The sequence below is a fragment of the Butyricicoccus faecihominis genome, from assembly GCF_014648015.1.
Lineage (GTDB): Bacteria > Bacillota > Clostridia > Oscillospirales > Butyricicoccaceae > Agathobaculum > Agathobaculum butyriciproducens.
In genome coordinates this window covers 89,574-103,993 of the sequence record NZ_BMQH01000005.1, presented here as the reverse complement: position 1 = coordinate 103,993, position 14,420 = coordinate 89,574, and the positions used below count along the sequence as shown (strand labels likewise).

Sequence of the window (14,420 nt, the reverse complement as noted above, 5' to 3'; positions counted from 1 at the left end):
TGTCAGTCCATAATGAGATCAATAAATGTACTTGTACAGCACCACATCAACAGAGGCCGTTTTGTAGCCCGCCTTGTACAGCGTGATAGTGAATACCGGCCAGTCTGTTTTTTCATTCGTGAAGGACGAATCGTTAAAATTAAACAGCTCTAGCATTTCGTTCTGATGCTTGTACAGGCTTTCCAGAACGACTGCCTTTACGCCGCCGGTGCTCCAATTTGTGGTGGTGGAATCCACACCGAGGATCACCTTATTATCCGGCTCACTCTTTTTGGCGATGGTCGCACTCATGTTCTTCCAATCGTCCGCGGTAAGATCAGAACCATCCGCAACGAACAGGCTGATCGTGCTGGTGTAGAATGCTTTGGGCAGACCGTCCTGCATATCCGTTACCGCATTGCCGTAATTATCTCCGATCTTATCGGTCTGAATCGGCAGGTCATGGCCGTTTTCGTTCACCGCGCCGTAGGTGACGGTAAAGGTCGTCGGATTCGTAACGCCGACGAGCTTCGCCGTCAGCGTTACGGTATTGCTTTCCAGATAGTCCTTAATGGACGCGTAGGGGATCTCCACCCAATAGGTGTACGCGCCATACGAGCCGGTAGAAACCACCTTCGCGTTTTCGATCTTGTTTTCGCCGTAGTACACTTCCAGACCGGTGTAGCCCTCTTCCGAGCCGCTAAGCTGCGCCCGCGCCGCCGCATACGGAGACAGGTCAGACACATTACCCACCGTCAGCGAACGATCCTTCTTGTAGGACAGCGTGACCTCCGCAGATTCGTCATCTGCTGCGGCAGAAACCACAATCGTTACCGTTTTTGCTTCCGCAAGGCTGGACGCACCGAGGAGCTTTTCGCTTACCAGCGTGATCGTCTTGTTTTCGGTATCCACAGTATAGTCCTCACCGACCTTGAGCGTCGTTTTATCTTCGCCGGCCTTGCGCGCTACCTCAATCGTGCTCATGCTCTCCTTATCAAAGCTGAAATTGCTGAGCGTCAGCATCGGATTCTCCGAAGCGTAGTAGCTGGACTGATTGGATTTCAGCGCAGGCGCGCCCATGTAGGACAGGCGGATGCTGACGCTGGACAGACCTCGTACACGCATGACAAGCGTTGCATAGTCGCCGCCGTAATAGCTGTTGGAGAGATGCTCCTTCACCGCGTCAAACGGTACGGTCAGCTTGTATACATTTTCCGTATCGGTCGCCGTCAGCGTGATGCCCTCCGCGGTATCCCCGCTGCCGAAGGCGAAAGTGGCTGCCTGCGCATCCTCCGCCGGCACATTTACGAAGGTCACATTGGTCGTAAACGGCTTCTTACGGGAGATACTCGAGTATTCCGTGCTGCCATAGGCGATGCCCTCAAACTTTGCGCTGCGGTCGGTCTTGTAGTTAATGCTCATGTTGAATTGGCTGCTGCCCAGAGACAGCTTTGCGGAAAGACCGTAGCTCGGAATCGTGCCGTTCAGCAGCTTTTCGCTGTTGATGGTGATGGTTTTGGCTTCGGCGTCATAGGTCAGGCCGTTGCCGACGGTCAATGTCACCATGTCCGAACCATACCCCTTTGTCAGATTAATATCCGAAGCACTGCCCTTGAAGTTATTAACCGTAACGGTAACATCTTCATTCCAGTTGTAGGTTTTGTCCGTATCCCAGTCGATGGAGAGCATGTTCTCCGGCGCGGTGAACTTGATCTGCATGGTGACTTCGTAGCCATCAACAAGCGGCGAACGGTTAATGCAGTTGTTGTACTTGTTGCCTCCGCTCAAATAGTCCAATGTATTGCGCACAGTAACGGTATTGCCCGCGCCCATCTTGCCTTCCTTCACACTCCATGAAGAACCCAGAACGCCCTCAACCGTATTGCCGTTGGACAGCTTGACGGTTACCTTAGTCGGTAAGTTATAATAATAGGATGAGAGGTAAGATGAACTGTAATCGCATTCCAGTGTCGAGATCGGCTCATAGCCGGTAACGGTGATTTCGCCGTTTTCGGCTTCCCGCCACAAGGCCGTTACGGTCGTATCGGCAGTGATGGTGATAGTATCGCCCGGTTGCTTTTCCTGCGCTTCGCCGTCGCCGGTCTTTACGCTCCATGCCTGGAATACATGGTTGGATATTTCTTCGCCGTCTGTTGTACCCTTCGGTGCAGAAAATGCGCAGGTGGGAAGCTCATATTCTGTGTTTTCCTTTACTGCTGCAGGATCCATGCTGCCGCTGCCCTCACCGGCGGAGAAGGAAATTGCGTACTCGCTCACCGGCACCGTCACAGTAATTTTGCCGGAATCCGCTTCCGCGCTGTTTTTGTGCTCCGCCTTGACCGCAATGGCGCGGATGCGGGTCATTTCGGTGGTCAGCGTCACCGGAGAGGCATAAACCGCGCTTTCGGCGGTCGGCTCGGTGCCGTCCGTGGTGTAATGAATGACGGCGTCCTCAGTCGCACAGCTCAGCGCAAAGCGGTCGGTCGTCAGAAACGCAGAACCGGTCTTGGACGCGCCCTCGCCGTCCGTAAACGCGATGACCGGCGTCGCCGCCTGCTTCATTTCAGTCCACAGGGCATACACTGTGGTGTTCGCGGTGAATTTCGTATCGGTTGTTACCTTTGTACCGGTGTTGTTCTTTTCGGTCGTCCAGCCTGCGAACAGATAACCCGCGCGCGTCGGCTGCGCCGTCGGCAAAGCAGAAAGAACGCCTTTTGTCGTTTTTAGCGCTGCCGGAGCGTTTTCACCGCCGTTGGCATCAAAAGTGATAGTGTATTCGGTCTGCGCAGACGAACTGCCTCCAGAGGAAGAACCGCCACCGGAGGACGATCCGCCACCGCCGCCAGCGGTGCCGGACGAAGCCGTTCCGACCGTTTCGGTCTTGCCTGCGGATACAACCTTATCACCGGCCTTTACGCCAGAAACGCCGCTGGCTGCCGTCACCTTTGCTCCCTTGTTGGTCACTGAAATGTCGTTCGCATTCGCTTTGACTTCGGTCACCTTGCCCTCGCCGGATACCTTGACACCTGCAGCATTGGCATAGATTGTGCCGACAGCGGCATTCTTCTGCACAGAAACGGCCACCTTGCTTGCGGCGGTCACGCTGTCCAGCTTGCCGTCCACCGTCAGATCGGTATAGGCGGTAACTGCGCCGAGCTTGCCATCTACCGCATGAATCAGCACCGTATCCGATGGATTAGAAACGATCGTTCCCTTTGCAGCCGTTGTGCCAGATGCAGTAACACCGCCCGCGCCGCCGCGAATAACAATGCGGCCGGTGACGGTAACATTGCTCAGCATAACGCCGTCCGCACCATCCGCAATGACGAGATCGCCATTGACCGTCACGCCGGAAAGCAGCGCGCCGCTAGCACGGACGATTAAGTTGCCCTCTACCGTGCGATTCGATGCACCCTCTTCTCCGATAAAGGTATCGGTCATGCCGGTGATCAGCTTGGCAAACTCCGCGCGGGTGATGTTGGCTTTGGGGGTCAGACGGCCGTTTGCGCCGTTCACATAGCCGCCTTCTACCAGCGCCGCAATGCTGTCTGCCGCCCAAGGAGATACACTGCCGTTATCTGTAAATTGTTCAAGTGCCGCAGAGGAATCGTCTGTCAACGCAAAGGCGCGCGCCAGTACAGTAAACGCCTCCTCGCGTGTAACAGGATCGTTAGGATTCATCATACCGTTAGAACCCTGCAGAATCCCCATCTGCACAGACTTTGCTATATCGTTATAGTACCACTCACTCGGCAGTACATCATTAAAATTCGTCAAGGAAGCACTCTTCACTGCGCCAAAGGCACGATTGACGATGGCAGCAAGCTGCGCGCGGGTAAGCAATCCCTTGCCATTGATTTTGCCGTTTGAACCGCTGAGCAGACCGTTGTCGATTGCACGAATCAACGGTTCTGTTGACCAGTCATTCGGCAAATCGCTGAAATCAGAACGATTTGCTGCAAAAGCGTTCGCTGGCAGAAGCATCGTACCGGCCAACACCAGCGCAAGAGTGTTTTTCTTGTTCATATTCTTCCTCCTTCGATCCTTAATTAGCCAAAGCTAACTTCCAATCCGAAAATTTGTCCCTCTCCAGGGACAGTTGCGTGGTTAGCGCATGCTAACCACGCAAAGAAGTATATCACGCTTTTTTTCGATGTCAATTCTATGTTGATATTGTGTCTTTTTTGTGTCTTTTCCTGTCCGATCCAAAGAAAGCAATATTTTCCCTGGATTGATAGAAACTTGCAATTATTCAAAAAACAAAAAGCTTCCGACAGGCTTGTAAACACAATAACCTATCGGAAACTTTTTGCGCGTTGTAAAATGAAGTTGCGCATTTTACAACGCGCGGTTTTTATATTTTCGCTGTCTTTCTCAACTGGTATCTCCGAACAATTTCCCACATTGTATTGACAAACATCCAGCCGAGACCGTCGAAAAACTTCGTTTTTCCGACAATCTGTATTGCCTTAATATATAGTGTATTTGCCCTGATGCAATACATTTCCGCAGCCTTTTTCATTCACTTTTCTCATCGGCTCAACCCCAAGGATAGCATTTGACCATGTCTTACAGAATTCTTCTCTTGACAGCGGCGGCTTTCCTCTGCTATAATACCGCTCGGAAAAAGAGCTCATATAATCTCGCTTGATATGGCGCGGGAGTTTCTACGAGATCGCCGAAAGATCTTACTATGAGTGTCCGATGATGGAACAGGTCCATCTTTCGGGCACTTTTTTCATGTCCATTTTTACAGAACATCGTACAGAAAGGTCGATCACAATGAAACTGCTCAAAGGCAACATTATTCACGCGCCCACGCTTGAAAAGCTCGAAACGATCGAAAACGGCGCACTTCTGCTGGAGGACGACGGCACAATCCGCGAGGTGCTGCACGCGGCGCCGCAGGACTTTGACGGTCGCGTCTACGACTGCTCAGGTCAGCTCATCATGCAGTCGTTTGCCGATATGCACCTGCACGCGCCCCAGTTTCCGAACGTCGGCATGGGCATGGACCTGCCGCTGCTCGACTGGCTCAAAACCTACACGTTCCCGGTCGAGGCGAAGTTCGCAGACCTCGACTACGCCCGCCGCATCTACCGCCGTCTGGCGCACGACCTCATCGCAAACGGCACAACGCGCGTGTGCATGTTTTCCTCGCTCCACACGGACGCGACGCTCGTTCTGATGGAGGAGCTCGAAAACGCCGGTGTGACCGGTTTTGTCGGCAAGGTCAACATGGACCGCAACGGCGGTGAAAACCTCGAGGAGACCACCGAGGAGTCCATCCGCGAAACGCGCCGCTGGCTTGAGGGCTGCCGCCGCTTCCGCTTTGTCCGCCCGATCATCACGCCGCGCTTTACCCCAGCCTGCACAGACGAGTTGATGACCGCGCTCGGCAAAATTGCCGCCGAGCAGAACCTCTGCGTCCAGTCGCACCTGTCGGAAAACCTCGACGAAATCGCATGGGTGCGCTCGCTCCACCCTGACTGCGCGCAGTATTGGGAGAGCTACGACAAGTTCGGCCTGTGGAAAAGCCACACGGTCATGGCGCACTGCATCCGCTCGGACGAGCGCGAGCGAACCGCCATCCGCGAGGCAGGCGTCGTTGTGGCACACTGCCCGGACTCCAACATCAACCTGTGCAGCGGCATCGCGCCTGTGCGCGAAATGCTGAACGAAGGCATTCACGTCACCCTCGGCACGGATATTGCCGCAGGCTCGTCCCTCGCCGGCAGCCGCATGGTCACGATGAGCATTCAGGCGTCCAAGGTTCGCAGCTTCACCGACCCGGCACACCCGGCGTTTCTGACCGTGCCCGAGGCGTACTACCTCGGCACGACCTCCGGCCACCGCTATTTCGGCGCAGGCAGCGGCTTCACCCCCGGCGACCGCCTGCACGCTGTCGTGGTGGATGACCGCAGCTTCACCGAGACCCCGTGGGCGCTCAGCCTGCCCGAGCGGCTTGAGCGCGCCCTCTACACCATGAACGCCGCAAATATCACAGCCGTCTGGTCGGAGGGCCGTCTGGTGCATACCCACGAGGCGAAATCTGTCCGTGAACACAGAACGCGCATCGTCGCGCGGGGCGCGAAATAAGCTTGCACAGAAAACCGGAGAGCCGGGGAATTTTTCCCTGCTCTCCGGTTTCGCTTTATTCTTCTATCCGGTCGAGAATATCGTCCGCGAGGTCCTCAAGCTGCTCGTGCTCCTCGCTCCACTCGTCGTAGGCTTCGGAGCTCATGTTCTCCGGCTCGCGCTCGTCGAGCGCGGCGATGCGGCGGCGTATCTCCGCAAGATACGCCGTGAGCGCCTGCCGGTCCATCACGTCGAGGTCGGGCGACACGCCGAATGCAATGATTTCCGCCATCTCTGCTCTCCCCTTTCCGTTGTGGCTCTATCATACCATCTTCTGCCGCGCCCCGTCAATACGTTTCGCGGTTGTCTTTTTCTGTATCCTGTGCTATGCTAAATGCACAGTCACCGCTTTCTCGTTTCTACGAAAGCGGTTTCGCTTTTTTTGAGCAAAGCCTGCAAATAAAAAGTCAAGTTCCAAACAGGACTTGAGAAAAGAAAAATTTCGGTTGATTGTAAACTGAAGTTGAACACTCAAGGCAATACCGCATACCTGGGTAAGAGCGATTTGCGAGCACAGTTTGCGCTATTTCCACGAATTTTTTCGTTTTCCGCGTTGGTGCTCTTGACATACGAACCAATCCGCGCTAATATACAATGTATTGTATATTATATTTAACAAGGTGAAATTACATGGATATTTCGTATATTCTCACACGAAAAATACAGCAATTATCACATCGCATCGTACTGCGCCGCAACAAGGATCTGAAAAGCATGGGACTTACCGCCGAGCAGGCGGACACGCTCCTGTTCTTTCATGCGCACAGCGGCAGCTCCGCCTCCGACCTACGGTGCAGCCTCGGCGTGACCCACCAAGCTGCGCGCGCACTCGTGCAGCGCATGGCGGACAAGGGTCTGCTCTGCGTGACGCCTTCGCCGCGCGATGCGCGGTACAAGCTGATTGCGCTCACCGCCGAGGGCGAGGAGCTTTACGAAACCATGCAGCGCAACTGCACGAACTTCGGTGACCGTCTTCTCGAGCACATCCCGGCAGACGACCGCGAAAAACTGCTTGCGATGATCTCGCAGGCGCTCGACAACATGGAAAAGTGAGGTGAAACCGCATGAAACCTTCCTCTGATCTCAAAAAGCGTACGGCCTGGTATATTCTCGGTCTGAATCTGATTGCAGCGGCAGTGGTGCTCAACATCCGCTACAACGTCGGCGTTGCCGCGTTCAGCTCGGTGATGTACGCCATTTCAGAGATTTATCATATCTCGCTCGGCACAGCATTCATTCTCTGTTATCTGCTGTTTGTGGTACTGCAATGTATCCTTTCGCGCAAAATCACACTTACTTATCTGCTCGAAATCCCGCTTTCGTTTGCGTTCGGCATACTTACCGACGTGTACGACTGGCTCATTCCCGTGCTACCGTTTCCGCTGCCACTGCGGCTGCTCTGCTTTGCGCTGACGATGTTCATCACCGGCGCGGGCGTGTTCCTCTGCGTCAAGAGCCGCATGGTGCTTACCCCGACCGATGGCATCGTGAACACGATATCCGAGGTGTTTCATCTGCGTTTTTCCACCGTCAAGAACGGGTTTGACCTCTCTATGGTTGCCATCAGCGCTGGATTGTGCCTGTTCCATCACTGCCCGTTTTACGGCATCGGTGTCGGCACAGTGCTCTCCGCACTGCTGCTCGGACGGGTCATCAAGCTTTTTGAGCTGCTCCCGCTGTCCGGCGCATAAAAACGCCGCCTGCACACATCATTCCTTGATGTAGCGCAGACGGCGCAGAAACTCTTCGTTATCGGTTTTTTCGCAGATGGCGTCAATGCCGGAGGAGATGATCCAGACCGCCATGCCGCGCCGCGCGCACAGTACGAACAGATCAATGATCACGCCGATTCCTGTCCCGCGAACGGGAAAAAGCGAATCAGCCGCTTGCCTGCCTTAGGAATTAAACAGGCGCACAAACCGTTGAGGTCTGTGCGCCCTTTTCATCTGTCAAATCTTAAATTTAGTTATTTCCCAACATCAAATGCCGTTAATACGTCCGAGTCTACCTCCCCGTCTTTGATTGTATGGGGTATTTCAATGGTATATCCCGTGTTAGTGTAAATACACATACTTTATAGTTTGTCAAGTGTAGTTCACCCAAACACTGTCTTGATCCGACGAACGCACACAGTTTTCGATGAAACGGACACCCTCCGCACCATCGCGGATGTTCGGGAACCAAATATCATCCATGACTACATTGGACGATTCTCCATGGATAACACGATCCATTGCAGTTGCGAACCGGCGATACAGATTCGCCCAAGATTCAAATAGCCCTTCGGCATGTCCACCTCCCATGCGGTCACAAGTGATGGCTTCGTCATCCTGATAGAGATATCCCTGACCACGATCTAGAATCTGAACTGGCCTTCCCTGCTCCTCAAAAATAAGCTGATTGGGGTGTTCATCCCACCACTCGATAGATGCCTTTTCACCGACCACTCGGATTTTCTGCTGATGGGTAGAACCAGCGTTGACACAGCTCGCCCACAGGTTGCCGACTGCACCATTGTCATATTGGATCAGAACAAAAGCGTTGTCCTCCAGAGGGGCACGGCTCTTGACAAAGCTCTGTCTGGCACACATCAGCTTTTCAATTTTGAGGTTGGGTACCATGGTTTCAGCGAGGAACAGCGCATGTGTACCGACATCCCCTAATACGTAGGAAGGTCCCGCCTTTTCGGGGGTGACGCGCCACTTTGTACCCGGATCATTCGCTTCCACAGCGGAGGAATGATAGCCGTGCGCAAATTGCATGTTGATGATGCGGATTTCGCCTAACACCCCTTCCTGAATCATGCGGCGTGCCTGATGAACCATCTGAGCACCAGTATAACCGTAGGTCACGCCAACGATGCGATTTTGCTTTTTTGCAAGAGAAACCAGTTCTTCAGCCTGTTCAGTTGTAAAGCAAAGCGGCTTTTCACAGATGGCATGCAGACCGGCTTCGAGCGCGGCTTTCAGGATCTCGTAATGCGTAAAGTTGGGAGTCGCGATAGAGACCGCCTGAATGCCGTCCGGGCGCTTAGCTTCCTCGGCAAACATGGTCTTGTAATCGGGGTAGCAGCGCTCGGGGGCAACGCCCCAGTTGACGCCGAATTCCCGGCCGCGCTCCTCGTTCACATCGAACGCACCCGCGCACAGCGTGAACAGGCGATCCCGCAGCGCGGAATTGCGGTGGATATAACCGATCTGGCTGCCGCGGCCGCCGCCAACCATACCCCAGCGAATGGGCTGTTCCAGATGGAATTCCTCGTTAAACATAATCAATATCCTCCTTATACGATATTCATTTCTGTCAAATTTTTTGAAATTGCAAACTCAGCTTCGGTTACTGCCTGCACATCGTCAATCGTATACTGTGGATTTAATTCAGTCAATACAAGACCTGTATCTGTAACATTAAACACACACATTTCAGTGATGATTTTAGTGACACAATGTACTGCTGTTAACGGAAGCGTGCATTTTTTCAGAATTTTAGGAATGCCTCGTGCCGTGTGTTCCATCGCAACAATGACCTGACGAACACCTGCCAGCAAATCCATTGCGCCGCCCATTCCGGGGGTTTTCTTTCCAGGGATCATCCAGTTTGCAAGAGATCCCTCCTGATCCACTTGCAGGCTTCCCAGAATCGTGACATCTACATGTCCGCCCCGAATCAGACCGAAGGAGGTCACAGAATCGATGAATGCGCCTCCGGATGCTACCGCAGCCAGTTTGCCGCTGGCATCTGTAATATGCGGATGCCGCGTATCATCCTGCACCTTGTCTAATCCGATAATTCCATTCTCCGATTGGATCGTCACACGGATATCGGAGGGTAAATACTGCGGAATAAGCGTCGGAAGCCCAATGCCAAGGTTTACGACCATGCCATTTTTCAATTCCAAGGCTGTGCGACGTGCAATAATCTCCTTGGCGGAACGTGCTTCAAATGCGTTCAGAGCTTCACTCATCGTCTTGCCCCCCATTCACAATATAATCCACCAGAATCCCGTATGTCTGCACATCTTCAGGTCGAATCTCTCCCACGGATACCAGTTGCTCGGCTTCTGCAATGACGATATCTGCAGCAGTTGCCATAACCTGATTGAAATTGCGAGCCGTGCCGGCATACCAGACATTTCCTTCCTCATCTACCTGCTGACCACAAATCAACGCGAAATCAGCGCTCAGAGGACGCATCAGTAAATAGTCAACACCGTCGATGTTCTGCCGCCCGACCACATAATCTTTTGCGTCCTCAACCAACGTGCCAACGCCGGTTTTGGTTAAGGTTCCGCCCAGACCGGCACCGCCTGCTCGGATCATCTCCGCCAAAGAGCCTTGCGGCAACAGATCAATACGCATGGTACCGGCATTCATCTGCTCTGTTGCCTCTGGGTTCAGTCCAATATGGGTAGTAACTAAGCGGCTGACCTGATGATTGTGAATCAGCTTGGCTACGCCATAATACGCTTCTCCGTTCGGGCCTTCCAAGAGACCGGCATCGTTGCAGATGATAGTAAGATCCTTCTTTTGACTGGCTGCTAGCGCATCCATGAGACGATGTGCCGTGCCACATCCCAGAAACCCGCCGCACATGATTACGGCACCATCCGGAATCATATCAACAGCTTGCTTAGCGGAAAGTTGTTTCTTCATGCTGCACCGTCTCTCCTTAATTATACGCCGAGCTGCTCGCGCATGAACGCGCGCGCTTTCTGGGCGTACTCCAGCGGATCAGCCTTAGCGGGATCCTGCTCGGCCTCCACAACGATCCAGCCCTCGTAATCGCTGGTCTTCAGAATCTCAAAGATCGACATCCAGTCCACGCAGTTGCCGTCGCCCGGCACGGTGAACATACCGTTCTTTACACCCCACAGGAAACTGTGGCCACCCGACTTGACCTGCTCAAACACCTCGCTGCGGACATCCTTCACGTGGATGTGCGCAACACGGCCGATGTACTTCTTCAGGATCTCGACCGGGTCCTCGCCCGCAATCGTCGAGTGGCCGGTGTCGAACAGCAGTCCGACCAGAGCCGGATCGGTCAGCTTCATCAAGCGGTCGATCTCATCCAGCGACTGAATGCCTGTGCCAACATGGGGATGGAAGCAGACCTTCATTCCCTTCTTTTGGGCGCGGCGGCCCAGCTCGTTCAGACCCTCGGCCAGATTCTTCATCTGCTCCTCAGTCAGGATCGGGCAGTTGGAAAAGAGAGGAGTCTCCTCCTGGCCGTGTACGGTCACGCCGCATTCACCGACGCCGATCACACGAGCGCCCAAGCCATAGGTAAAGTCCATGTGCTTTTCAAACTCTGCAAAGGTACGCTCGTTCTCAAAGGTGGTGAAAAAGCTCGAGAACCACATATTGCAGATCTGCAGACCGCGCAGATCGAGCGCCTTCTTGAGCACATCAAAATCCTTGGGGTATTTGCAGCCACCCTCGCTACCCTTGTATCCAGCCAGAGCCATTTCGCTCAGGCACTGCTGATAAGTCAGTTCGCCGCCCAGAGAGGGCAGGTCATCGTTCGTCCAGTTGATCGGCGCGCAGCCAAATTGTACCTTCATATTTATTCTCCTTAATATTTCCGCAGATTCTTGACAACATCATTCAGCTTTTCGTAAGCCTTGCGCACGGATTCCTTCTCGGCGACAGAGGCGGTGCCAACACGCCAAAAATTCTCATAACCTTCGGTCATCGTTCCAGGCAGAACCATGATCTCGATCAGGGTCGAGACATCGGACTGCTTGCTGGCCTCGATGGCAGCGTGCAGCTCGGTGAGCGTGGTGACGCGCCAGGTCTTTACGCCATAGGCAGAGGCAAGCTTGGCATAGTTCACCGGGACGTAACCGCCGGTCAGTCCGCCGGTGGACTGTTCACGGAAGCGGAACTCAGTGCCGAAGGTACCCATGCCCTGCGAACGCTCCAGATTGTGAATGCACTGGTGGCCGCTGTTGTTGAAAAGCAGAACGTTGATCTTGTGCCCCTCCTGAATGCTGGTCAGCAGATCGGAGTGACCCATCAGGAAGCCGCCGTCGCCGACGAAGGTATAGACCTCGTGCTCGGGATCGGCCAGCTTGACGCCCAGAGCGCCGGAGACCTCATAGCCCATGCAGGAGAAACCGTATTCCAGATGATATGCACCCGGACGGCGCACAGTCCAGACGCGCTCCAGATCGGAAGGCAGGCTACCGGAGGCGGCAACGATATTGTCCTCGCACAGCAATTCATTCAGTTCCATCAGCACGCGGGTCTGGTTGAGCGCCGCGGCTTCCGGAGCCTCCAGCTGCGCCAGACGCGCAAGCTCGGTCTGCCAGGAGCGCTTTGCGTCCTTTACCTCATCGCTCCAGTCGGTGTGCCAGCCGCGCGCCTGCAAAGCGGTGTGCAACGCCTCCACGCCTGCACGCGCATCGGCGACAACCGATTCGGCATCCAGCTTGAGCGCGTCCATGCGGCTGGTGTTGATGGAAACAAAGCGTGCATCGGCTGCAAAGCCATTCTTGGAATTGGTAACAAAATCATTGAGTTTGGTGCCGACCGCGAGAATCAGATCGGCCTGCTTGACGATCACGTTGGCAGACAGCGTGCCGCAGATACCAGCACAGCCGAGATACCAGTCGCTTTCGCAGCTGACCTCGCCCTTGCCCGCCTGCGTCTCGGCAACCGGAATGCCAAATTCTTCAGCGAACGCCAGCACAGCCGCGCCCGCATCGCTGTAGCGCACGCCGCCGCCCGACAGAATGACCGGCTTCTTGCTGGTCATCAGAAGTTCTGCTGCCCGCTCCACCGCCTCGGCACTCGCGGGCTGGCGATCCAAATGCCAGACGCGTTTTCTAAAGAATTCTTCGGGGTAATCATAGGCTTCTCCCTGCACATCCTGAGGAAGGCAGACGGTGACCGCGCCGGTCTTTGCGGGGTCGGTCAGAATGCGCATGGCGTTGAGCATGGCTGTCATGAGTTGTTCCGGCCGTTGTACACGATCCCAGTAGCGGCTGACCGCCTTGAACGAATCGTTGACAGAAATCGAATAGTCCTCGTCATGCTCGAACTGCTGGAGCACCGGGTCGGGCTGGCGGTCGGCGTAGGTGTCGGACGGCAGCAGCAGCACAGGGATATGGTTGACCGAGGCCGTGCCGGCTGCGGTAACCATATTGAGCGATCCTGGGCCGATGGACGCAGTGCAGGCGTAAATCGCGCGGCGGCGCATCTGCTTGGCGAATGCCACACAGACGTGGGCAATTTCCTGCTCGTTCTTGCCCTGAATGAAGGGCATCTGGTCGGCATACTGCTCTAATGCCTGTCCTAATCCCACTACATTGCCATGACCGAAAATCCCCATGATGCCATGCACAAACTTTTCTTCTTTCCCATCAACGCAGACATATTGCATGTCAAGAAAACGTACCAACGCCTGCGCCATTGTCAGCTTTACTGTGTTCATTTTCATGATCTCCTCACTGAATGTTCGTTACTTTCATCTATTCAGCACATATTTATCCAGCAATCGGCTGGTTTCGGCAGCCACTTCCGCTACATCACACTGCCAATGCTTGGCACTGATCAGCTCGTAGCTCCACCAACCCTCATAGCCGGTGTCCTTGACGGCCTGCACCCACTCTGCAAGAGGGACTTCACCTTCACCAGCGTACATACCTCGCAGAATAGTCTCATCGAAGGATTCTCCTTCCTTGGGAAGCCTGCAGTCACAGAAGTGAATGTGATAAATACGATTAGGATCAAAATGCCGCACATCATCCGGTGTAGTATCACCGCCGACAAACAGATGGAAAAAGTCGATGACGGTGCCGAAGTTGTCCCGTCCAACTGCTTGGATCAGCTTCTGTGTCAGGCGAAGCGAGTTGATCGGTGACCACCCAACAGGCTCCAGCTGGAAGCGCACGCCGTACTTCGCACCAATGTCACAGATACGCGCAATATTTTTTGCGGTCAGTTCAATTACTTCATCTTCCGAACGCCCCTCCAGAGCCAGCAGTGGAACGAGTTGGATGCAATCACAGCCCAACTGCTGCGCAACCGCAGACAGCTTTTCTGTTTCTGCCAGTGTATTCCGCACCGCATCATCGTCCGTTCGCTCAACATTGGCGATATCATTGATGCTGATGATCTGCATATTATATTGTTTCAGCCGTTCGGTTACCTCGCTTAATGGACTTCCGGAGGATAAGTAGTCCCAAATTTTGCTTGAAGCCACTTCCATTGCGCCAAAGCCGGCTTCGCTGGCCAGACGAATGTCGGTCATTAGATTGCTTTTCCAAATTGATTTCGTATGTAATGCCTTCCCTAACATGC

Annotated in this window: 12 protein-coding genes and 1 riboswitch; of the genes, 3 read left to right on the top strand and 9 right to left on the bottom strand. The window is 54.1% G+C overall.

All coding sequences use genetic code 11. The annotated features are described in order from the left end of the window. Positions 1-18: 18 nt before the first annotated feature. Positions 19-4,005: an S-layer homology domain-containing protein gene (locus IEY11_RS06375; RefSeq protein ID WP_188886104.1), complete on the bottom strand. Its 3,987-nt coding sequence runs from the start codon at positions 4,003-4,005 to the stop codon at positions 19-21. A 587-nt stretch (positions 4,006-4,592) separates the two neighbouring features. Next, positions 4,593-4,693, top strand: a riboswitch (purine riboswitch). Positions 4,694-4,761: 68 nt separating this feature from the next. Between IEY11_RS06375 and IEY11_RS06370 the strand changes: the two genes are divergently transcribed. After that, a complete protein-coding gene (locus tag IEY11_RS06370) occupies positions 4,762-6,078 on the top strand; it encodes an amidohydrolase family protein (RefSeq protein ID WP_243183966.1) in 1,317 nt (438 codons plus the stop codon). A gap of 55 nt (positions 6,079-6,133) precedes the next feature. Here the strand turns inward: IEY11_RS06370 and IEY11_RS06365 are convergent, their stop codons facing one another. Next, positions 6,134-6,349: a hypothetical protein gene (locus IEY11_RS06365; RefSeq protein ID WP_188886103.1), complete on the bottom strand. Its 216-nt coding sequence runs from the start codon at positions 6,347-6,349 to the stop codon at positions 6,134-6,136. Positions 6,350-6,747: 398 nt separating this feature from the next. On the opposite strand from IEY11_RS06365, the gene IEY11_RS06360 reads away from it, so the two are divergent. Further along, complete coding sequence (locus IEY11_RS06360; RefSeq protein ID WP_118729224.1) at positions 6,748-7,170, top strand: MarR family winged helix-turn-helix transcriptional regulator; 423 nt, start codon at positions 6,748-6,750, stop codon at positions 7,168-7,170. 11 nt (positions 7,171-7,181) lie between these two features. After that, the gene (locus IEY11_RS06355; protein ID WP_188886102.1) at positions 7,182-7,808 is read left to right on the top strand and encodes a YczE/YyaS/YitT family protein; all 627 of its coding nucleotides are present in this window, start codon (positions 7,182-7,184) and stop codon (positions 7,806-7,808) included. Between the two features lie 18 nt (positions 7,809-7,826). On the opposite strand, the gene IEY11_RS15060 is transcribed toward IEY11_RS06355, so the two are convergent. From IEY11_RS15060 to IEY11_RS06325, 7 genes are all read right to left on the bottom strand, one after another. After that, complete coding sequence (locus IEY11_RS15060) at positions 7,827-7,961, bottom strand: hypothetical protein (protein ID WP_279289185.1); 135 nt, start codon at positions 7,959-7,961, stop codon at positions 7,827-7,829. Between the two features lie 240 nt (positions 7,962-8,201). After that, positions 8,202-9,386, bottom strand: coding sequence for a Gfo/Idh/MocA family protein (locus IEY11_RS06350; protein WP_188886101.1), 1,185 nt, complete (start codon positions 9,384-9,386; stop codon positions 8,202-8,204). Between the two features lie 14 nt (positions 9,387-9,400). Continuing rightward, entirely contained in the window at positions 9,401-10,081 is a 681-nt protein-coding gene (locus tag IEY11_RS06345) for a 3-oxoacid CoA-transferase subunit B (protein ID WP_118284779.1), read from the bottom strand. After that, positions 10,074-10,769, bottom strand: a complete 696-nt coding sequence (locus IEY11_RS06340; RefSeq protein ID WP_118284780.1) for a CoA transferase subunit A — start codon at positions 10,767-10,769, stop codon at positions 10,074-10,076. Before IEY11_RS06340 ends, IEY11_RS06345 begins: the two co-directional genes overlap by 8 nt. A gap of 20 nt (positions 10,770-10,789) precedes the next feature. Further along, positions 10,790-11,677 (bottom strand): myo-inosose-2 dehydratase, encoded by an 888-nt coding sequence (gene iolE, locus IEY11_RS06335; RefSeq protein WP_118729226.1) that lies wholly within the window; start codon positions 11,675-11,677, stop codon positions 10,790-10,792. Positions 11,678-11,688: 11 nt separating this feature from the next. Beyond that, complete coding sequence (iolD, locus tag IEY11_RS06330; protein ID WP_188886100.1) at positions 11,689-13,551, bottom strand: 3D-(3,5/4)-trihydroxycyclohexane-1,2-dione acylhydrolase (decyclizing); 1,863 nt, start codon at positions 13,549-13,551, stop codon at positions 11,689-11,691. A 33-nt stretch (positions 13,552-13,584) separates the two neighbouring features. Beyond that, entirely contained in the window at positions 13,585-14,418 is an 834-nt protein-coding gene (locus IEY11_RS06325) for a sugar phosphate isomerase/epimerase family protein (protein WP_188886099.1), read from the bottom strand. Between the last annotated feature and the right edge of the window lie 2 nt (positions 14,419-14,420).